The organism is Streptomyces sp. NPDC001851 (assembly GCF_040297165.1).
In the GTDB taxonomy this organism is placed as follows: domain Bacteria; phylum Actinomycetota; class Actinomycetes; order Streptomycetales; family Streptomycetaceae; genus Streptomyces.
The window spans coordinates 246,256-267,097 of sequence record NZ_JBEOYR010000003.1 but is presented as its reverse complement, the minus strand read 5'-3'; the positions used below and the strand labels follow the sequence as shown (position 1 = coordinate 267,097).

Annotated in this window: 15 protein-coding genes; 6 read left to right on the top strand and 9 right to left on the bottom strand. The window is 72.3% G+C overall.

All coding sequences use genetic code 11. From position 1 onward, the window contains the following. Positions 1-15: 15 nt before the first annotated feature. Positions 16-5,865, bottom strand: a complete 5,850-nt coding sequence (locus tag ABT171_RS06225) for a WD40 domain-containing protein (RefSeq protein ID WP_351240332.1) — start codon at positions 5,863-5,865, stop codon at positions 16-18. A 101-nt stretch (positions 5,866-5,966) separates the two neighbouring features. On the opposite strand from ABT171_RS06225, the gene ABT171_RS06220 reads away from it, so the two are divergent. Beyond that, complete coding sequence (locus ABT171_RS06220) at positions 5,967-7,250, top strand: ArsB/NhaD family transporter (protein ID WP_351240330.1); 1,284 nt, start codon at positions 5,967-5,969, stop codon at positions 7,248-7,250. 115 nt (positions 7,251-7,365) lie between these two features. Further along, entirely contained in the window at positions 7,366-7,914 is a 549-nt protein-coding gene (locus ABT171_RS06215; RefSeq protein ID WP_351240328.1) for a hypothetical protein, read from the top strand. Here the strand turns inward: ABT171_RS06215 and ABT171_RS06210 are convergent. From ABT171_RS06210 to ABT171_RS06190, 5 genes are all read right to left on the bottom strand, one after another. Beyond that, positions 7,868-8,731 (bottom strand): inositol monophosphatase family protein, encoded by an 864-nt coding sequence (locus ABT171_RS06210; protein ID WP_351240326.1) that lies wholly within the window; start codon positions 8,729-8,731, stop codon positions 7,868-7,870. The genes ABT171_RS06215 and ABT171_RS06210 overlap by 47 nt on opposite strands. Beyond that, positions 8,715-9,371 carry a hypothetical protein gene (locus ABT171_RS06205; RefSeq protein WP_351240324.1) on the bottom strand — a complete coding sequence of 219 codons (657 nt, stop codon included), beginning with the start codon at positions 9,369-9,371 and terminating at the stop codon, positions 8,715-8,717. Before ABT171_RS06205 ends, ABT171_RS06210 begins: the two co-directional genes overlap by 17 nt. Positions 9,372-9,401: 30 nt before the next feature. Then, the gene (locus ABT171_RS06200; protein WP_351240322.1) at positions 9,402-10,352 is read right to left on the bottom strand and encodes a hypothetical protein; all 951 of its coding nucleotides are present in this window, start codon (positions 10,350-10,352) and stop codon (positions 9,402-9,404) included. A gap of 61 nt (positions 10,353-10,413) precedes the next feature. Then, a complete protein-coding gene (locus ABT171_RS06195) occupies positions 10,414-11,856 on the bottom strand; it encodes a phytoene desaturase family protein (protein ID WP_351240320.1) in 1,443 nt (480 codons plus the stop codon). A 190-nt stretch (positions 11,857-12,046) separates the two neighbouring features. Next, on the bottom strand, positions 12,047-12,811 hold the full coding sequence (locus tag ABT171_RS06190) for an alpha/beta hydrolase family protein (protein ID WP_351240318.1): 765 nt from the start codon (positions 12,809-12,811) through the stop codon (positions 12,047-12,049). A 350-nt stretch (positions 12,812-13,161) separates the two neighbouring features. Here ABT171_RS06190 and ABT171_RS06185 point away from each other — a divergent pair, with 350 nt between their 5' ends. Further along, positions 13,162-13,725, top strand: coding sequence for a DUF6882 domain-containing protein (locus ABT171_RS06185; RefSeq protein ID WP_351240316.1), 564 nt, complete (start codon positions 13,162-13,164; stop codon positions 13,723-13,725). A 184-nt stretch (positions 13,726-13,909) separates the two neighbouring features. Here the strand turns inward: ABT171_RS06185 and ABT171_RS06180 are convergent, their stop codons facing one another. Both ABT171_RS06180 and ABT171_RS06175 read right to left on the bottom strand, forming a co-directional pair. After that, on the bottom strand, positions 13,910-15,103 hold the full coding sequence (locus tag ABT171_RS06180; protein WP_351240314.1) for an ABC transporter substrate-binding protein: 1,194 nt from the start codon (positions 15,101-15,103) through the stop codon (positions 13,910-13,912). Between the two features lie 92 nt (positions 15,104-15,195). Continuing rightward, entirely contained in the window at positions 15,196-16,044 is an 849-nt protein-coding gene (locus ABT171_RS06175; RefSeq protein ID WP_351240312.1) for a helix-turn-helix transcriptional regulator, read from the bottom strand. A 143-nt stretch (positions 16,045-16,187) separates the two neighbouring features. On the opposite strand from ABT171_RS06175, the gene ABT171_RS06170 reads away from it, so the two are divergent. Beyond that, complete coding sequence (locus tag ABT171_RS06170) at positions 16,188-17,204, top strand: aldo/keto reductase (protein WP_351240310.1); 1,017 nt, start codon at positions 16,188-16,190, stop codon at positions 17,202-17,204. Between the two features lie 61 nt (positions 17,205-17,265). Here ABT171_RS06170 and ABT171_RS06165 read toward each other — a convergent pair whose 3' ends face one another. Next, positions 17,266-18,705 (bottom strand): gamma-aminobutyraldehyde dehydrogenase, encoded by a 1,440-nt coding sequence (locus tag ABT171_RS06165; RefSeq protein ID WP_351240308.1) that lies wholly within the window; start codon positions 18,703-18,705, stop codon positions 17,266-17,268. Between the two features lie 170 nt (positions 18,706-18,875). Here ABT171_RS06165 and ABT171_RS06160 point away from each other — a divergent pair, with 170 nt between their 5' ends. Beyond that, positions 18,876-19,397, top strand: a complete 522-nt coding sequence (locus ABT171_RS06160) for an Lrp/AsnC family transcriptional regulator (RefSeq protein ID WP_185149123.1) — start codon at positions 18,876-18,878, stop codon at positions 19,395-19,397. 19 nt (positions 19,398-19,416) lie between these two features. Continuing rightward, positions 19,417-20,781 carry an aspartate aminotransferase family protein gene (locus ABT171_RS06155; protein ID WP_351240305.1) on the top strand — a complete coding sequence of 455 codons (1,365 nt, stop codon included), beginning with the start codon at positions 19,417-19,419 and terminating at the stop codon, positions 20,779-20,781. Positions 20,782-20,842 lie beyond the last annotated feature (61 nt).

Genomic DNA, 20,842 nt, shown 5'->3' with positions numbered 1-20,842 from the left:
CCCCTCTCCTTCCCGTCACCCCAGCCGGTCGTCCAGCGGCACCTGCCACACGCCCGGCAGATGCCCGTCCAACTCGCCCGGCTCGAAGCGGCACATGCCCACCGCGTGCCAGAACTCGCCGGTGACGTCCCCCTCGTACTTGTAGCCGCCGGACGGGGCGAGCGCCGCCCAGCCGCCGGGCATGCCGACCAGGGTGACCCGCAGGGTGGCCGGGGCGTCGGCGGGGACGTTCCACAGCCGTACCGTGCCGTCCTCGCCGCCGCTGGCCAGCAAGGAGCCGTCGGGGCTGAACACCACCGCGAGGATCCGGCCGGTGTGGCCTCTCAGAACCGCCGTCTGCTCGCCGGTGTCCGGGTTCCACAGGCGGACGGTCCGGTCGTCGCCCGCCGTCGCCAGCAGGGGGCGCAGCGGGTGGGCGGCGGCGGTCCAGAGCTTGCCGGTGTGGCCGGTCAGCCGGTGGTCGATCTCGCCGTCCTTCCAGATCACCGCCGTACCGTCCCAGGAGGCGCTGGCCAGCCAGGAGCCGTCCGGGGCGAAGGCCACGGCGTACACCCGGTCGGTGTGGCCGTCCAGTTCGGCGGTGATCCGGTGGCCGTCCAGGTCCCAGATCCGCACCTTGCGGTCGTCGCAGCCGGTGGCCAGGACCGCGCCGTCGGACCGGAAGTCGATCGCGCGGACCCGCCCGTAGTGTTCCCCGATGGTGGCGACATGCGCTCCGGTGGCCCGGTACCACAGCCGTACCGTGTCGTCGTCGTTGGCGGTGGCGAGGAGTTCGCCGTCGGCGCTGAACGCCTCCGCCCACACATGGTCGGTCTCGACGTCCAGTTCGCGCTGGTACTCGCCGGTGGCCGCGTTCCACAGGTAGACGTCGCCGTCGCTGCTCGCGGTGGCCAGCAGGGATCCGGAGGGACCGAACGCCGCCGACACCAGGCGGTCGCTCTGGCCGGTCAGTTCGCGCAGCCGCCGGCCGGAGGCGGAGTGCCACACCCGCACGACACCGTCGTTGCCGCCGGCCGCCAGCAGGGTGCCGTCGGCGCTGAAGGACAGCGTGCCGATGCGCCGCCCGTGGCCGCGCAGGATGCGCCGGCCCTGGCCGGTGGCGGGCTCCCACAGCCGTACGACACCGTCGTTGCCGCCGGTCACCAGCAGGGTGCCGGGACCCTGGGCGGGCGTGTCGCCGTGCGGGCGGAACTTGCACACCCACACAGAGCCGCGGTGCTCGGCGGGCTGCCGGCTCAGCGGCGCCGCGACCGGGTCGGCCGCCGGGTCGATCCGCCACAGCCGGACCACCCCGGCGCTGTCCCCGGCGGCGAGCAGGGTCCCGTCGGGGTCGAACAGCACCTGGTACACGGCCCCGCGGCAGCCGCCGAGCAGCCCGGCCGAGCGTCCGGCCGCCAGGTCCCACAGCCGTACCTCCCCGTTGGTGTCGCCGCTGACCAGCAGGGCTCCGCCGGGGTGGAAGTCGAGGGTGTAGACGCGGCCGGAGTGCCCGCTGAACGTGTGCCGCGGCGTCCCGGTGGCGAAGTCCCACACGCGCACCGTGCCGCCGTGCTCCTCGTCGCCGCGGTCGGCGGTGGCCAGCAGGGTGCCGTCCGGGCTGAACCGCGCCCGGTAGACCACGCCGTGGTGACCGGGCAGCTCCCCGGTCTGCCGTCCGGTGGCCAGGTCCCACAGGCGTACGACGGTGGAGGCGTCCCCGGTGACCAGGGTGGCGTCGCCGGGTCCGAACGCGACGGTGTAGACGGGCGCCGCGTGTCCGGGCAGCCGGTGCAGCGGGGTGCCGGAGGCGGTGTCCCAGAGGGTGACCACGCCGTCGGCGTCGCCGATGGCCAGGCGCGAGCCGTCGGTGTCCAGGGCGAGGGGCCACACGCCGTTCGGGTGGATCTCCAGCCGGTGCAGGCAGCGGCCGGAGACCGGGTCCCACAGCCGTACCGTGCCGTCGGAGCTGCCGGTGGCCAGCACGCGTTCGCGGAACTTGACGGCGTAGACCCGGCCGGTGTGGCCCTGCAGGGTGCGCAGGGCGATGCCGGTGGCGGCGTCGCAGACCAGGACGCCGCCGTCCTCGCTGCCCACGGCGAGCAGTTCGCCGTCGGGGCTGTACGAGATGGGCTCGGGCAGCCGGATGCGGGCCTCGTAGCCGTACGGCACCCCGACCGTGGAGGGCCGGAAGCCGGAGTCGACGGCCATGCCGGGCGCGATCGCGGCTCCCCGCAGTTCGGGGGCTTCCGCGAGGGGCCCGGTGGTCGCCGAGATCAGCGCCGCCCGCCGCCACCGGCCGCCGTCCACCCGGGCGCCGGTCAGGTCGGTGCCGATCAGCCGGGCCCGTCTGAGGTCGGCCCCGCGCAGGTCGGCCCCGGTCAGGTCCGCGCCGTCCAGCCGGGCGCCGGTCAGCCGGGCGCCGCGCAGGACGGCGCCGGAGAGGTTGGCGCCGACCAGCCGGGCGTCGGTGAGGTCGGCGCGGGTCAGGTCCACGCCGGAGAAGTCGCGGTGGGACAGGTCCTCGCCGGCCAGGGCGGCGCCGCGCAGATCGGTGTGGGCGGGCACCCGGAGCCGGCTGAGGATCTTCACGGCGTTGGCGTGGCCGGCGTCCGAGGAGGCGTCCCCGGGTGTGCCGGACAGCTCCCGCTCGGCCCACGCCTGGCAGACCCGGTGGTCGGCGAGGTCGCACAGGAACTCGACGGCCAGCTGACTGAGCTGGCGCCGCCCCAGCAGGGCGCTGTCGCCCGCGGTGAGGCCGCGGGCGCACTCCCGGGCGACCAGCCACTCCACCACCGAGCCGTGGATGAACCGGAACACGCCGTCGTCGCTGCGCACCAGCAGACTGCCGGAGCCGATGGCGTGCGCGGTCTGCGGCACCGACAGCCGGGCGTCCGCGAGCCCGCTCAGGGTCTCGGCGACATCGGTCAGCTCGTCCAGCCGCAGCGAGTCCTGCCCGCTCTCCCACAGCCGCAGGGCGAGCGCGGTGACCGCGTCCCACAGCTGCTCCAGGGAGAGCCCGGGGGCCCGGCCGGGGCTGCCGCTGCCGCGCTGGACCTCGAAGTTCAGCCAGGCGGTGAGGACCTCCTGGTACAGCCCGGCGGGGCTGAGGGCGCGTCCGGCGCCGGCGACCGCGCGCAGCCGGTCGTCGTCCAGGTCGGCGACGAAGCCGAGCAGCCGGGGGTTGCGGCACAGGGCGAGCAGGTCGGGGATGGCGTCCAGCAGCCGCAGCCGGTGGTCGGCGGCGCGTTCGTCGCCGTCGTAGCGGTTGACCAGGTAGGCGCGGATCTGCTGCGGGGTGAACTCCTGGACGGCCAGGACCCGGCGGTGCGGGAGCAGGCCGACGCGTTCGCCGAGCGCGGTCAGCACCTGCCCCTGGGAGCGGAAGTGCTGGGTCCGGCTGGAGACCACGATCTTGGCGCTGTCCACGGCGGAGTCCAGCAGCACCTGCAGACGCTCGGCGGCACGGTCGTAGGTGACCTGGTTGACGAGTTCGTCGAAGCCGTCGAAGAGCAGCACGATCCGCCCCTGCTGGAGCATGTACCTGAAGGCCCGCAGGTCGATGTTGTCGACGCCGTGCGCGGCGAGGTGCGCGGCGACCAGCCCCTCGAACGAATACGCCCGGTCCAGCGAGTGCAGCTCCACCAGCAGCGGGACCAGGTGCGGCAGTTCGGCGGGGACCCGGCGGGCCAGTTCGCGCAGCGCGAAGGTCTTGCCGTGCCCGAAGTCGCCGAGCAGCAGCAGGAAGCGGCCCTGGTCGGAGTCGAGCAGCCGCAGCATCTCGTCGACGAGCCCGTCACGGTCCTCGGCGTCGAGGCGTTCCACCTCCCGGTACCGCTGCGGCAGGTACATGCCCGGGGGATAGCGCGGGTCGGTGCGCAGCCGCTCGCTCTGCGCACCGACGTATCCGCGCAGGTCCAGCAGGCCCTGGAACTCGGTGAAGCTGCGCACCCGGACGCCTCGCCGCCGGGCCGCGTCGCGCAGCTCGCGGGCGGGCGGCGGGCCGTCGTGGACGAGTTCGGCCTCGCTCTCGGCGTCGGCGGCGTGCACGAGGGCCACGAACCGGTCGACGTCCTGCGCGGTCGGGGTGCCGGTGTGCACGGCCACGCGCTGCTGCCGGACGAAGCCGGACTGGGTCCAGGTGACCAGCAGTTGCGGCAGCGGCCCGTCGACCTGGCGGATCTGTGCGCCCTCGTGGCGGGTGCGGCACACCTCGGCGACCCGGGCGAGCAGTATCCCCACCGGGCTCGTCAGGGCGCGCGGCTCCGGCTCGGGCTCGGGGAGGCCGTTCGGGCCGGCCGCGGGCACGTGGTCCGTGCGGGGGCCGCTCTCCTCGGTGCCGAAGGCCCGGTGGGCCCTGTGCCACCGGACCGGCCGCCGCTGTGGCTCCTGCGGCCCGTCCCAGACGGCCACTCCGTCCCGGCCGACCCGCAGCAGCTGGTGCCGGCCGGGCCCCACGGCGCCGATCACCGGCACCTCGCCGGAGGCGGTGGTGAGGACGGGCAGCGCACCGGGGTCGGCCGGGCCGTGCAGCAGCAGGTGCAGCCGGGGAGCGGTGAGCCGGGCCAGCACATCGGTGTCCCGCAGCGGCCCGGCACCGTCCAGCGCGGCCGTACCCGGCGCACCGCCCCGGCGGGCCCCGGGGGCGACGGCCCGGGCGGCACCCGGCGCGTGCCGCACGACCCCGATCCTCAGCCACCCCTCCGTCTCGTGCGGCCGCAGCGCCTGCGCGAACCAGGCGGCCTGCTCCCGCCCGACCATCCCGTACTGGTCGTCACGCCGGTGGCTGTAGGCCATCGACGAGTTCAGCCCCGCGACCACGGTGTGCAGCTCCGGGACGGGAAAGAGGGTCCAGGGCTGATCGCTGTCGAAGACGACGTCGAGTCCCTGGTACAGCTCCTGGAACAGCCGGGCGAAGTGCCGCCACTTGGGCCAGTACGGCGGCCGGGGCGGCATCTCGTCCGCCTCGCAGGTGCTGAAGTAGGCCTGGCAGGCCGCCTGGTTGACGTCCTGACCGCCCGGGACGAGGGCCACCCGGTGCGGTTCGAGCCCGAGCAGGGCCCGCATCCCGGTGAGGAAGGCGAGGGCCTGCTCGAACTCGCGCCGGCTGCCGGAGGCGGTCAGGTCACCGGTGACGACCAGCAGATCGGGCGTGGGCGCCCCGGCGTCCGCCAGCTCGACCAGGTCGCCCCAGATCGCCGCCTGCAGTTCGGCGGGGTCCTGGCCCCGGCCGAAGGCGGGCCCGGCCAGCTGCAGCACGGTGACCGCCTCCCGCTCGCCGGCCGCCGCGGACTGGCGCGGGTACGACGGCGGCGCGGCGGGCCTGCGCCGCCCCGCCCACCCCGGCCCGCCGAGCGGCCGACCGGGGCCCGGGGCGTACGGGGCGGACGGGACGGTGTGGCCGTTCGCCCCCGGGTAGCCGGGCGGCAGGCTGGGCCGGGCCCGCCCGTCGAGTGCCTGCCGCACCCGGGCGAGCAGCAGCTCCCGCGCCGCCCCCGCATCGGCGACCGGCACCAGATCCACGTAGGTGATGGTGGCCAGCAGCCCCTCCACCGGGATGTCCTCGACCCGCACGGTGATCAGCCGCCGCTCCGGCGCGTCCGGATCCGCGCGCAACGCGGCCTGCCACTCCATCCGCCCGTACCGGGACCGCTCGTAGTTCCGCGACAGTACGGCGATGACGGCGGCGGACTCGCTCACCCCCCGGTCCATGAAGTCCACGAAGTTCGTTCCCGGCACGAAGTCCCAGGCCTGCAGGACCGTGCGGTATCCGGCCTCCTCCAGGGTCCAGGCGATCCAGGACGCCCAGCGTTCGTCGGCGGGTGAGTAGCTGATGAAGAAGTCCAATGGCCCGGTGCTGTCCCCCGGGGTGTTCTGACGAGCCACCATGTATTGATGATGCCGTGAAAAGAGAGGTTGATACCGGTCGTTTCCAGGCGTTCGACGACGCCCTGGTCACAGCGGCGTACGAACGTGCGACCCTTCCCTCCGTGCGTGCCTTATTGCTGCGTCTGCATGTCCTCGACCGGGTGGCGATCGGTCTGCTGGTGACCGGACTGCTGTGCGTGGCCACGGGACTCCTGCCCACCGGTTCCGCGTCCGGCGCGATGACCCGCATCGCCCCGCTCCTCGCCTTCCTGGGCACGGTCATCGTGCTGGCCGAACTGACCAGCAGGGCCGAGGTGTTCGACGTGGTGGCGGCGCGGGTGGCGCGGGCGGGGCGGGGCAGCTACGCGTTGCTGTTCCTGCTGTGCGTGCTGTTCGCCGCGGTCACCACCATCGCCCTGAACCTGGACACGACGGCCGTCCTGCTGACCCCGGTGATGCTGGCGCTCGCCACCCGGGTGGGCATCGCGCCGGTGCCGCTGGCGATGACCACGGTGTGGCTCGCCAACACGGCGAGCCTGCTGCTGCCGGTGTCCAACCTGACGAACCTGCTGGCCGCCAACCGGGTGGCGCTGTCACCGCTGGGTCTCGCGGCACGTATGTGGGCGCCGCAACTCGCCGCGCTGGCGGTGACGATGGCTTGTTTGTGGCTGTTCTTCTGGCGGCGGGGCAGGCGTGGGGATCCTGTTGCGGAGGATTCCGGCCTGGTCGCCGTGCCGGTGTCGGGGCCGGGTGCGGCCCGCGCCGACGACGTACGCGCGGACGCCGCCGACCGCTATGTGCCGCCCCTCGTGCACCGCCCCGCCGACCCGGTGCTCTTCCGCGCCTGCGCGGTCGCCTGTGCCGGCTTTCTGCTCGCCATCCTGGTGGCCGACGTACCGCTGTGGATGGCGTCCGCGACGGCCGCGCTCGTCGCCGTGGCGGCGTTCGGGGTACGGCAGCGGTCCGCTCTCCGCCTGGCGCTCGTCCCGTGGCGGCTGCTGGTGATGGTGCCCGGCATGTTCCTGGTGGTCGAGACGTTCGACGCGCACGGACTGCACCATCTGCTGGCGTCGGCGGTCGGCACCGACGGCGGCACGCTCGGCCTGTTCCGCGCGGCGGCGGTCGGCGGCGGCCTGTCCAACGCGCTCAACAACCTCCCGGTGTATCTGGCCGGGGAGGCGGCCGTTCCGCTCGGCAACCACGACCAGCTGCTGGCCCTGCTGATCGGCACCAACGCCGGTCCGGTGGTGACGCCGTGGGCTTCCCTGGCGACGCTGCTCTGGTACGAGCGCTGCGTGTCGTACGGGGTACGGGTGCCGTTGGCGCGGCTGATGGGCACGGGTGCGGTACTGGCCGCCTCGGCGGTGGTGGCCTCGGTGGGCGCGCTGGCGCTGACACGCGGGTAGACCCGTGCGGCGACGGCCCCGCCCAGGTCCTCCCCCAGCGGGTGGGGCCCTCCGCCGTACGGGGGAGACGGTCTGCCGCAGCGGACGAAGCGCGGCTGCCGCGTCCGTGGCCAGCATGTACGTCATGACCACGGAAACCGCTCCGCTCCCCGCTCCCGCTCCCGTCTGGGCCCGGCGCGCCGCCCACGCCATCGCCCTGTGCGCCGTCCCCTCCGGCCTGTGGCGCATCGCCATGGCGTCCGGTGTCCACGTCGGCTACAGCGACCGCGTCCTGCGGGACGTGTTCGACATCCCGGGCTGGGGTGTCGCGTACGTCGTCGGGCTCTCCGTCCTCAGCGAACTGGCCGCCCTGTTCCCGCTGCTCCTGGTGAGCGAGCGGTGGCGGCCGCTGCGGCCCCGGACCCTCGCCACGGTGGCCTGGACCGCCTCGGCCGTCCTGGTCCTGGTGGCACTGTGGCAGGTCGGGGTCGCCCTGACGGTCGAGAGCCGGACGTACCTGTCCAGCGGTACGGCACGGACCGTCTGGGCCCTCGCCTACGCCCCGCTGCTCGCCGTCCCGGCCCTGATGACGGCGGTGACCTGGTCGTACACGAAGCGGCTGGGCCGGCCGCCGAGGTTCACGACGGCGGCCCGGAGGGGACGGAAGAGGGAGAGCACGAGCTGACGAGATCCAGCAGGTGCGGCAGCATCTCCGGGCGCCCGGCGACGAAGGACCGCCCGGCGTCGGGACCGCCGAAACCGCCGGCGAACTCGGCGCCGTCGAGGTGCCGCAGGGCGATGCCGGCCTCGCGGGCGAGCAGCGCACCGGCGGGCAGGTCGATCGCCTCCGCGCGGTAGCCGACGAAGCCGTCGATGTCGCCGCGGGCCAGCATCGCCCAGGCCACCAGGGGCGCCCAGAGCTGGAGCAGGCGGCGGGAGCGGAGTTCGAGGGTGTGCCGCAGGGAACAGGCCACGGGGTCGTCGCGGGAGACGCCGTGGCCCTGGGTCCAGGCCAGCAGCGGCCCGGCGGCCGGAAGCGGGCGGCCCCGCGCGGCCACGGCGAGCCGCCCGCCCGGCCCTCGCGCCCCACCGCCCCGCAGGGCGGACCACGTACGGCCGGTCATCGGATCGTGGACGACCCCCACGACGGGCGTGTCATCGACGCACAGCGCGATGCCGACCACATAGACCGCCAGCCCGATGACCACGTTGTTGCTGCCGTCGAGGGGATCGACGAGCCAGGTACGGCCGCCGCCGTCGCCGGTGAGTTCGCCGGACTCCTCGGCCAGGATGCGGTCGTGCGGGAAACACTCCCTGATCCGCCCGATCACCAGCTTCTCGGCGGCTACGTCCAAGTCGGTGACGACGTCCCCCCGTTCACCTTTCTGCCGCGCGGCGAAACCGTCGGGGAAGCGGGACCGCAGCAGTGCCCCGGCCTCCTCGGCGGCGGTCACGGCCGTCCGGTGCTCACTGCGGTAACCGGGGTCAGGGTTCGGGCTCATGGATCCTCCTGAGGGCGGCCCGAGCGATCCGGGCGGTCTCGGTCGCGTCACACGTGCTGCGGACCATGCGGTGCCCCGGCGCGGACAGCGGGCCCAGCGAGAGGTCCACCCGGCCGGGCAGGGTCCGCCCCAGCACCAGGGTGGCGGTGGGGCGGCCGTCCGGCACCACCGTGGTGTGGAACTCACCCGCCGGGAGGGCGTAGGTCTGGCCGGGCGCGCTGGTGTGTTCGGCGCCGGGCCGGCAGCGCACCAGCCGCTCGGTGGGCCGCAGTTCGTCGACGCCCGAGGGATCGCTGAGCACCTCGAAGATCCGGTGGGTGGCCGCGCCGGCGTCCTCCTCGATGTGCATGCGCCGGTTGCCGAGCCGGCCGTACAGCACGGTGCTGGTCAGGTCCCAGCTGTGGCAGTGCACCTGGGGGGCGGTCCGGTCGGGTACCGCCTCCGGTGTGCGGAAGACGTGGACGCAGACGCCGTCGTCGCCGTCGCGCAGGACGGGGAAGCAGACGAACCCCAGGGGATGGCGGACCGCGCGCAGGGCGCGGCGGCCCGAGGCGATCCGGTCCAGTTCCACTGCGGCGTGCCGGATCAGCTCGGCGGTGGCGTGCCGCCGGGCGGCCCGTTCCAGGGCCGGGTAGTCCATGTTCCCTCCCCCTTGGCCGGAACACGACGCTCACCTGCGGTACGGGTTCTCCGCGCGCAGCGCCTTGTCGATGATGTCGCCGACGTCACGATCGGTGAAGCTCGACGGAAGTGGCAGGCCGAGCACGTCGAGCAGGCGTCTGACCTCGTCGACGGTGGGCTCGTCGGCGAGGGGGACGGCCTCGCGCAGATCGAGCTTGACCGCCTGTTCGCGGCTCTGGTGCAGCTCGGTGACGTAGTAGTCGTAGAGCGGCCGGTCCCGCTCGACGCAGAGGCTGACCCGGCTCGGGTCGTCCTGGGTGATGATCAGGCAGGTGTCCGAGAGGTCGAACCGCAGGGCCGGTGCCACCGAGGACAGGTGGACGTCGATCTCCAGGGTGTCCAGGCGCTGCCGGTGCCAGCCGGCGGCGACGACGGTGGCGTAGGCCTCCTTGCGGGTGCGCTCGACGGTCCACTCGCCGAAGCCGCCGCCGAACGTGCTGCGGAAGCGGGCGTACGCGGTGCACACCTGGTCGTCGGCGGGGTTGATGATGTCGATCTTCATGCTGAGGGAGCGCCGCTGGCGCTGTGCCTCCAGCACGCACTCGGGCAGGGTGACGGCCCGCAGATAGGTGCCGGTGCCGCCCTTGAACACCCAGCGGGTGGTGGCGCGCCGGGCCCGCTCGTGCGCGAGCGCGACCTCGGCGCCGGAGAGCGTGCGCACCATCGCCAGGTCCTCGATGGCCCGGCTGGTCCCGGCGGTCGCGGCGCGGATGTCGGCCACCCGGCGGCGGCGCTCGGTGAGCGAGCCGTACACCAGCGCGGCGAGGACGAGCAGGGTGGCCCCGGAGACGATGTTGCTGCCCATGTGGTCGTTGAGGACGTCCATGAGCCCGACGACCACGGCGACGACGATCGCCACGATCCCGTCGGCGTTGCGGACCGCCCACGCGATCCCGTCCTCCAGCCGGCGCCCGGCGCCCTGCGGCGTGCTGCGTGTCACGTCCACCCTCCCCCGACGGTGGCCTCCATCGTAGGAGCACCGACACGTCGTCAGCCATGCATCAATCAGCCGTGAACGCGCGGGCGTTCCTCCTGCGGAGGTGGCGCAGTGCTGCGGCGGCTGCTCCGGCGCCGCACATGCCGTGGGCCCCGGGGCCCGGCGGGGTGGCGGCGGAGCAGCAGAAGACTCCTGGCACGGCGGTGGAGTACGGGTCGGGAGCGGGCCTCGGTCCGAGGAACAGTCGCGCGACGGTCTCGGCTCCGGTGACGATGTCGCCGCCGGCGAAGTTGGGGTTGGCGGCGGCGAAGTCGGCGGGAGAGGTGGTGCGCAGGCCGACGACGCGGTCCCGGGTGCCGGGGGCGAAGCGTTCGAACTGGCCGAGGACGGCTTCGGTGGCGTCACCGTCGTATCCGTGCGGGACATGGGCGTAGGCGTAGACGGGATGGACCCGGCCGGCGGACCGACCGGGGTCGGCCAGGTACTGCTGGCCGACGAGGACGAAGGGCCGTTCGGGCATGCGCCCGCGGTTCACGTCCCGTTCCGCCCGGGCGACCTCGGCGAGGGTGCCGCCGAGGTGCACGGTCCCGGCCCGCCGGGCGTGTTCGTTCGTCCACGGCACGCCTTCCTCGACGGCCAGGTCCACTTTGAAGGCGGCGGGGCCGGGGCGGAAGCGCCGGTAGGCGTTGCGCACCCGGCTGGGCAGCCGGTCGTCGTAGACGCGGGCGATCTGTGCGGGGGCGAGGTCGAGCAGGGTGACGTCGGCGGGCGGGATCTGTGTGTGGTGGGTGATGCGGACGCCGGTGTGGATCCGGCCCCCGTGGGAGCGCAGCGCGCGTTCCAGACTGCGGGCGATGTTCTGCGAGCCGCCCTCGGCGACGGCCCACCCGGCAGCGTGACCGGCGGCGAGGATGCCGAGGCCGATGGCCGAAAGCAGCGGCTCGGACAGCGGCCGGAAGGAGTGCGCCGCGACGCCGGCCCACAGGGCCCGGGCCCGAGGGGTGGAGAAGAGGCGGCCGAGGACGGTGGCGGGGAGTGTGGCGGGCAGGCCGAAACGGGCGAGGAGCAAGGGGTGGGATGGGATGCGCAGGAGCGGGCCCAGCACGTCCTGGCTCAGTGCGTCCCAGTGGCGCACCGAGGGCTCCAGCAGACGCCGGTAGCGTGGGCCGTCGGGGCCGAGCAGGCGGGCGGTGTCCCGCACGGAGCGCAGCAGCACGCCCGCGGTGCCGTCGTCCAGGGGATGGACGCAGTCGACGTCCGGCTGCCGCCAGCGCAGTCCATGGCGTGCGAGGTCCAGCGCCCGGTGCGCGGGCGAGGTGACGGCCATGGGGTGGATGGCGGAGCAGTGGTCGTGCAGCAGGCCGGGCAGGATCGCCTCCTCGCTGCGCGTGCCGCCGCCCACCTCGTCGGCGGCCTCCAGGAGGGTGACCTCCAGGCCGGCCCGGGCGAGGAGGGCGGCCGCGGTGAGCCCGTTGGGCCCGCCGCCGACGACGATCGCGGTGGTCATGCCGGGGTGTCCTCCACGGGTGCCGGGCGGGCTGGCTGGCGCCGGCCGGTGAACGGGCCGGCTTCCGCTCAGCAGATCACGCGTACGTCCGCCTCCGCACCCCGGGGGACGTCGGACCGGCCGTCTCCTCGCCGCCGGGCGTGGGCGCCCATGGCCGCCGTACCGGCAGCCATGAGCGCCGACGGCTGCGTCAGGCCGGCGAGGTGACGGCCCGGCCGAGGTGACGGGCGAAGAACCGGACCGCGCTGTCGGCCTCGAACCTGGGCAGTTCCTTGTGCCTGCCCGAGTTCACGTGCAACGACTTCTCCTGGGAGGCGAACGCGTCGAACAGCGCGAGCCCCTCCTGGCGGGAGATGTGCTCGTCGTCCCACTGCATGTCGTACTCGACCGGGACGGTGATCTGCTTCGCCTTCTCGGCCAGGACGTCGGGCCAGTGCTGGCCGAAGACGGCGGCCGTGATCCTGGGTTCGACCGCCACCAGCGGTATGCCGATGGCGGTGCCCATGTTGATGCCCCAGTAGCCGACCGGCCCGTCGGCGCCGATCTCCGGAAGCTCCTGGAGGGCGTCCAGGGTCGCCAGGTACTCGGGCACGGCGAGCTCGGCCAGGTGGGCGTTGTAGCGGACGACGATCGGGCCTTCCGGCTCGCCCGCCGCCCTCGCCCGGAACAGCTCGGCGATCTCCGCCTCGTCGTGCGCTGTGCGCGGCCGGTCGCCGTGGCCGGGCGCGTCGATGACCGCGACGTGGAAACCGCAGCCGGTCACCAGGAGCCGGGCCCGGCCGGACATCGCCGGGTGCTTCTTGTGGTTGCCGCCGCCGTGACCCATCAGGACCAGGGGCGCGCGATCCGCGCCGGAAGCCGGCGACCAGAGAACTCCGGGGACGTCGCCCACGGTGAAGTCCCGCTCGACGATGCCGTTCGACGACGACTCGGAAGTGAACTTGAAAGAGTGCATGAGGTGGTGCCTTTCGGGAGTGCCTTGTGGTCGAGGCGCTCCCGGCGACACCTGCGTCAGTCGCCGTCCGTGACGGGAAGGGGGAGCACCCACGTCGATCCAGCGGTCATGGGTCTCACCTCCTCGGGCGGTGTCACGGTCGACCGAAAGCTACCAGCCCGATGATCATGCCTTCAACCCTTTTCCCTTCCGCGTCAGACGGCGTGATGAGCCAGTACTTCGAGGGTTCACCGCCACCGTGTTCGGCGATGACCTGGCGTATCGGCGCCTCGATCAAGCTCCACGTCGCGGTGCGTGCGGTGGGAGGCGGCCAGAGCCTCCGGTCAGTGGCGTCTGGCAGACTCCGGCGCATGGGAATGTCCAAGCGAGCCAATGAGGCGGAGAGTGCCGGTCAGACTGGCACCAGAGCGGACCTGAGCATGCTTCTGCTGCAAGGCGAAGACATGATCGAGCAGCTGGCTCGGGCACATATGTCCTGGGGCCTGGGGACGGCGGACCGCTGGGATCTGGACCAGACCACCGGCCTCATCACCTGGACCTTTCCCGACAAGACCGCGACTGCACCTGCCCAGATCCTCGGCAGTTTCAGCCCGGGCTCGGAGTCATGGCTGTGGGCCTGGGCCAACAAGAGCATCCTCCCCGCCATGAGCCGCGACGCCCGCCGTTTCCGGGACTGGGCGGAAACCAACGGGCATCCCGCCCTTGCCCAGCCAGAGATCAACGCCGATGTGCAGGCCGCTTCGGCTCTCGTGGCCGTGGCTGTCCGGGTCACCGAGGCGACCGGCTACTACAAGGGCCCGGGAGGCAAGTCCTCGGTGATCATCACCTTTGGGCCGGTCACCCTGACCACTGCGGACGGCAGCGTCTCAACCTTCGACATCAGTATCAGCCAGGGCAGCGGACCGGGCCGGTAGGGACCGGCCCTGCCGCCCGGAGACGAGTCCGCAGACGCCGTCGGCCTGGGACGCGGTCAGCCGCCGCACGGCGAAGTCGTCGAGGAGCCCCGAAGAGGCGCTTCGGCTACCGGCCGCGTGGATACGGCAGCCCGAGACCACACACGGGCAGCACGCGTGTCACCGGCGTCCCGGGACATCACACCTAGAGACCCACGATCGTGTTCCACCGCTTCGCGAACTCCACTCTTTCCGTGGAGGTGATGTCGCGGGCGATGGCGAGGCGGGACCGCATGCCGGTGTCCGGGAAGATCAGGGGATTGTCCGCGAGGGCGGCGGTGTCCTTGTCCTTCGATGCCGCCAGGACCTCCTTGGCGGCCGGGACCGGGCAGACGTAGTTGACCCAGGCGGCCAGCTTCGCGGCGACGGCGGGGTCGTAGTAGGAGTCGATCAGGCGCTCGGCGTTGGCCTTGTGGCGGGCCCGGTCGGGGATCATCAGGGAGTCCGACCACAGTTCGGCGCCCTCCTCGGGCACGACGAAGCGGATGTCGGGGTTGTCGGCCTGCAGCTGGATGACGTCGCCGGAGTAGGCCTGGCAGGCCAGCACGTCCCCGCTGACCAGGTCCTTGGTGTAGTCGTTGCCGGTGAAGCGGCGTATCTGGCCGCGGTGGACCTCCCGCTCCACCTCGTCGCAGACGTGGTGGAAGTCGTCCGCCGTCCACCGCGTGATGTCCACGCCGTTGCCCTGCATCAGCAGCGCGAACGACTCGTCCAGGCCGGAGAGGAGCGTCACGCGGCCCTTGAGATCGCTCGCCCACAGGTCCTTGACGTGCCGGATCTCGCGGCCCAGCTTCCTGCGGTTGTAGGCGATGCCGGTGATGCCCGACTGCCACGGCACCGTGAACCGGCGGCCCTTGTCGAAGGCGGGCGACCGCAGCAGCGGGTCGAGGTACCTGGCCACGTTCGGCTGGCGGGCGCGGTCCATCTGCTGGACCCAGCCCAGCCGGACGAACCGGGCGCACATCCAGTCGCTGATGACGATCAGGTCGCGGCCGGTGGGCTGGTGGTTCATCAGCGCGGGGCTGATCTTGCCGAAGAACTCGTCGTTGTCGTTGATCTCCTCGGCGTAGTCCACGGAGATGCCGGTGCGCTTCTCGAAGGCGTCCACGGTGGGCCGCCGGTTGGGGTTCTTGTCATCGGTGTCGATGTACAGCGGCCAGTTCGCCCAGGTCAGCCTCTTGTCGGCCGCTGACTCGTCGGCGACGCCCCGGTCGCCGGGCGCGACATAGGCGGCGGGCACCCCGCAGCCGGCCAGGGCACCGAGCGCGGCGGTGCCGCCGAGTGCGCGCAGGAGGGAGCGGCGGGACATCGGCGACGTACGTGAAGAAGTCTGGGGCACCCCGGAAGGATGCCGCTCCGGCGCTCGGAGGGGCAATCGACGCTGCGTCGAGCATGCCCCCGCCTGCCCGACACCCTGTCGATCAGTGCCGTTCAGGCACCGGCCGGCCCCCAGCTGCCGATCAGTTCCAGGGCCTGGGCCGCCTCGGTCTCCAGGGCCGGGAGATAGCTGACCAGCACCTGGCCGGGGTCGTTGGTGGCGAGCACCTCGAAGTCCAGGGTGAGCGGCCCGACCAGCGGGTGGCGCAGGGTGTAGCGGCCGGGGCCCTTGTCCGCCACGTCCTGGCGGGCCCACAGCGCCGCGAACTCCTCGCTCTTCATGGCGAGGGTGCCGATGAGGGAGGCGAGCGCCGGATCGTCGGGATACCGGCCCACGCTCACCCGCAGGAACGCCACGGTGGCCTCCGCCTTCGCCCTCCAGCTGTCCGCGAACAGCTCGCGGTACCGGGCGTCGAGGAAGATGAGGTGCGCGAACGTCCGGCGGTTCTCGGGCACTTCGCCGAAGTCCCCGAAGACCGCCGCGGCGAGCGCGTTCCAGGCCAGCACCTGGGTGAGGTGGCCGCAGACGTACGCCGGGCCGGGCTGCGCGTCGATCAGCCGGCGCAGGGACGGCCGTACCGCCTCGGCGGCCGGTGCCGGATCCGGCAGGGCCCGGTCGGGGCGGGCCAGGTTGCGCAGGTGCGCCCGCTCGGCCGCGTCCAGGCGCAGCGCCCGCCCGACGGCCTCCAGGACGCCGTCCGACACATGCGGGTTGCGGCCCTGCTCCAGGCGTACGTAGTACTCGACGCTCACCCCGGCCAGCTGCGCCAGTTCCTCGCGTCGCAGTCCGGGCACGCGCCGGGGGCCGTACGCCGTCAGTCCCACGTCGGCCGGGGTGAGCCTGGCCCGCCGGGACCGGAGGAACTGGCTGAGTTCGGTGCGCCGTTCGCCGGGTGTCGTCATGCCCACGAGTATCCGGGACGTGCGCCGGACAAGGGTGGCCAAGTCTTTCCCCCCTATAAAGCTTGCCTGTCGAGGTGGCCCGCGAGGGGCGCAGAGTCGTGGACGTCAGCGAAACCTTCCGAGCACGACAAGGACGTACGACGATGACTCTCCCCCTCCGCCCCCTCGGCTCCTCCGGCCTGGACATCTCCGTGATCGGGCTCGGCGCCTGGGCGTTCGGCGGCGACGGCTGGCGCTTCACCTGGGGCGCGCAGGACGACCGGCAGTCGATCGAGACCGTGCACCGTGCGGTCGAGCTGGGCGTCAACTGGATCGACACCGCCGCGGTGTACGGGCTCGGGCACTCCGAGGAGGTGGTCGGCAAGGCGCTGGCCGAACTGCCCCGGGCCGACCGCCCGTATGTGTTCACGAAGGCGGGCCTGGTCTGGAACCCGGAGGACCCGGCCGCGGCTCCCCGCCGGATCATGCGGCCCGACAGCGTACGGCGCGAGGTCGAGGACTCGCTGCGCCGGCTCGGCGTGGAGGTGATCGACCTCTACCAGGTGCACTGGCCGGACACCGGCGCCTCCCTGAACTGGGACGGCACCGAGCCGCCCGAGGACGCGCGGGCCACCCCGCTGGAGGAGTACTGGCAGGTGATGGCCGACCTGAAGGCGGAGGGCAAGGTGCGGGCGATCGGTCTGTCCAACCACAGCCCCGAGCAGCTGGCGGCGGCCCACCGCATCGCCCCGGTCGACGCGGTCCAGCCCCCGCTGTCCCTCCTCAACCGCTCCGCCGAGCCGGAGATCGACTGGGCGGCCGACCACGGCACCGGCGTGATCCCCTACCAGCCGCTCCACTCGGGCCTGCTCAGCGGCACCTTCACCCGGGAGCGGATCGACGCCCTCGACCCCGCCGACTGGCGCCGCACCCACCCGGACTTCACGACGAACCTGGACACCAATCTCCGTACGGTGGACCGGCTCCGGACGGTCGCTCGGGCGCACGGTACGACGGTGGCGGCGGTGGCCCTCGCCTGGGTGCTGGCCCGCAGGGGCGTCACGGGGGCGATCGCGGGAGCGCGCAAGCCGGAGCAGACGGCGGACTGGGAGCGCGCGGCACGGCTCGAACTGACCGAGCAGGAGCTGGCGTTCGTGGCCGGGGACGCCGCAGGGGAATGAGACGGCGCGGCCCCGGACGGAGGTGAACCCGTCCGGGGCCGCTCACTGCTGTCTGCGACGGTTACTCGCCGATGGACGTCATCACGTGCTTGATCCGCGTGTAGTCCTCGAACCCGTACGCCGACAGGTCCTTGCCGTAGCCGGACTTCTTGAAGCCACCGTGCGGCATCTCCGCGACCAGCGGGATGTGCGTGTTGATCCACACGCAGCCGAAGTCGAGCTTCTTGGACATCCGCATCGCGCGGGCGTGGTCCTTGGTCCACACCGAGGAGGCGAGGGCGTACTCGACGCCGTTGGCCCACTGGACGGCCTGGTCCTCGTCGGCGAAGGACTGGACGGTGATGACCGGGCCGAAGACCTCCTTCTGGATGATCTCGTCGTCCTGCTTCAGGCCGGAGACCACGGTCGGGGCGTAGAAGTAGCCCTTGTCGCCGACCTGGTGGCCGCCCGCCTCGACCTTGGCGTGCGCGGGCAGGCGCTCGATGAAGCCGGAGACCTGCTTGAGCTGGTTCGGGTTGTTCAGCGGGCCGAAGAGGACGTCCTCGTCGTCCGGCTGGCCGGTCTTGGTCTCGGACGCGGCCTTGGCGAGCGCCGACACGAACTCGTCGTGGATGGACTCGTGGACGAGCACGCGGGTCGCGGCCGTACAGTCCTGGCCGGCGTTGAAGAAGCCCGCGACGGAGATGTCCTCGACGGCCTTGGCGATGTCGGTGTCCTCGAAGACGACGACCGGGGCCTTGCCGCCCAGCTCCAGGTGGACCCGCTTGAGGTCCTTCGACGCCGACTCGGCCACCGACATGCCGGCGCGTACCGAGCCGGTGATGGAAGCCATGGCCGGGATGTCGTGCTCGACCATCAGGCGGCCGGTCTCGCGGTCGCCGCAGATGACGTTGAAGACGCCCTTGGGCAGGATCGAGCCGATGATGTCGGCGATCAGGACCGTGGAGGCCGGGGTGGTGTCCGAGGGCTTGAGGACGACCGTGTTGCCCGCGGCGATGGCCGGGGCGAACTTCCACACCGCCATCATCATCGGGTAGTTCCAGGGGGCGACCTGGGCGCAGACGCCGACCGGCTCACGGCGGATGATCGAGGTCATCCCCTCCATGTACTCGCCGGCCGAGCGGCCCTCCAGCAGTCGCGCCGCGCCCGCGAAGAAGCGGATCTGGTCGACCATCGGCGGGATCTCCTCGGAGCGGGTGAGCCCGACCGGCTTGCCCGTGTTCTCCACCTCGGCCGCGATCAGTTCCTCGGCGCGCTCCTCGAACGCGTCGGCGATCTTGAGGAGAGCCTTCTGGCGTTCGGCGGGCGTGGTGTCCCGCCAGGACGGGAAGGCGCGCGCGGCGGCCTCCATGGCGGCGTCCACGTCCGCCTTGCCGGACAGCGGCGCGGTCGCGTACGCCTCGCCCGTCGCGGGGTTGACCACCTCGGTGGTCCGTCCGTCGGCGGCGTCCCGGAACTCACCGTCGATGTAGTTGCGCAGACGACGCAGCTCGGTGCTCACTGCCGGCCTCCTGATCAGGTTCTTTGCGTCCACTCACTGAGACACCCACCCTAGCCGCCGGGCCCACGTTTTCAACACCCCCGTCGCCCACAGTTCTGCGAAATCCGCAAGACACAGCATTCGAAACAACGGATTTCATCGATCGGGCCTTGCGAAACTGTCGAGACGTCGTGCACAGTGAGGTCGTGGCCAGTCGAAGCGCAGACCAGAGGGACTCCTCCCGCGAGTCCAGGAACGGCAACAGCCCCCAGCTGGACGCCGTCTCCCTCGCCATCATCCAGCAGCTCCAGGAGGACGGCCGCCGGCCGTACGCCGCGATCGGCAAGGCCGTCGGCCTCTCCGAGGCGGCCGTGCGCCAGCGCGTCCAGAAGCTGCTGGACCAGGGCGTGATGCAGATCGTCGCCGTCACGGACCCGCTCACCGTGGGCTTCCGCCGGCAGGCGATGGTCGGGATCAACGTCGAGGGCGATGTCGAGTCGATCGCGGACGCGCTGACCGGCATGTCGGAAGTCGAGTACGTGGTGATGACCGCGGGCTCGTTCGACATCCTCGCCGAGATCGTCTGCGAGGACGACGACCACCTGCTGGACGTCATCAACAAACGCATCCGGGCCCTGCCCGGGGTGCGCTCCACCGAAAGCTTCGTCTACCTGAAGCTGAAGAAGCAGACCTACATGTGGGGAACCCGATAACCGTGAGGACCCGATAACCGTGAGCCAGAAGGACCTCAGCCGCACCGCGTACGACCACCTGTGGATGCACTTCACCCGCATGTCCTCGTACGAGAACTCGCCCGTCCCGACCATCGTCCGGGGCGAGGGCACCTACATCTACGACGACAAGGGCAAGCGCTACCTCGACGGTCTCGCGGGTCTGTTCGTGGTCCAGGCCGGTCACGGCCGTACGGAACTCGCCGAGACCGCCTTCAAGCAGGCCCAGGAGCTGGCCTTCTTCCCGGTGTGGTCCTACGCCCACCCGAAGGCCGTCGAGCTGGCCGAGCGCCTGGCCGACCACGCCCCGGGCGACCTGAACAAGGTCTTCTTCACCACGGGCGGCGGCGAGGCCGTCGAGACCGCCTGGAAGCTCGCCAAGCAGTACTTCAAGCTGCAGGGCAAGCCGACCAAGTACAAGGTCATCTCGCGTGCGGTCGCCTACCACGGCACCCCGCAGGGCGCCCTGTCCATCACGGGTCTGCCCGGTCTGAAGGCCCCCTTCGAGCCGCTCGTCCCGGGCGCGCACAAGGTGCCGAACACCAACATCTACCGCGCCCCCATATTCGGTGACGACCCGGAGGCCTTCGGCCGCTGGGCCGCCGACCAGATCGAGCAGCAGATCCTCTTCGAGGGCCCGGACACCGTCGCCGCGGTCTTCCTGGAGCCGGTGCAGAACGCCGGCGGCTGCTTCCCGCCGCCGCCCGGCTACTTCCAGCGCGTGCGCGAGATCTGCGACCAGTACGACGTGCTGCTCGTCTCCGACGAGGTCATCTGCGCCTTCGGCCGCCTGGGCACGATGTTCGCCTGCGACAAGTTCGGCTACGTCCCGGACATGATCACCTGCGCCAAGGGCATGACCTCGGGCTACTCCCCGATCGGCGCCTGCATCGTCTCGGACAGGCTCGCCGAGCCGTTCTACAAGGGCGACAACACCTTCCTGCACGGCTACACCTTCGGCGGCCACCCCGTGTCGGCCGCGGTGGGCCTCGCCAACCTCGACCTGTTCGAGCGCGAGAACCTCAACCAGCACGTGCTCGACAACGAGGGCGCCTTCCTGCAGACCCTGCAGAAGCTGCACGACCTGCCGATCGTCGGCGACGTCCGCGGCAACGGCTTCTTCTACGGCATCGAGCTGGTGAAGGACAAGCACACCAAGGAGTCCTTCAACGACGAGGAGACCGAGCGGGTCCTGTACGGCTTCCTCTCCAAGGCACTGTTCGACAACGGCCTGTACTGCCGTGCCGACGACCGCGGCGACCCGGTCATCCAGCTCGCCCCGCCGCTGATCTCCAACCAGGAGACCTTCGACGAGATCGAGCAGATCCTGCGCGCCACCCTCACGGAGGCGTGGACGAAGCTCTGAGCCTCCCCCGGGAGGTCCGATCATCCGATCGGCTGATCGAAACCGGCCCCGGTGCCTCCGT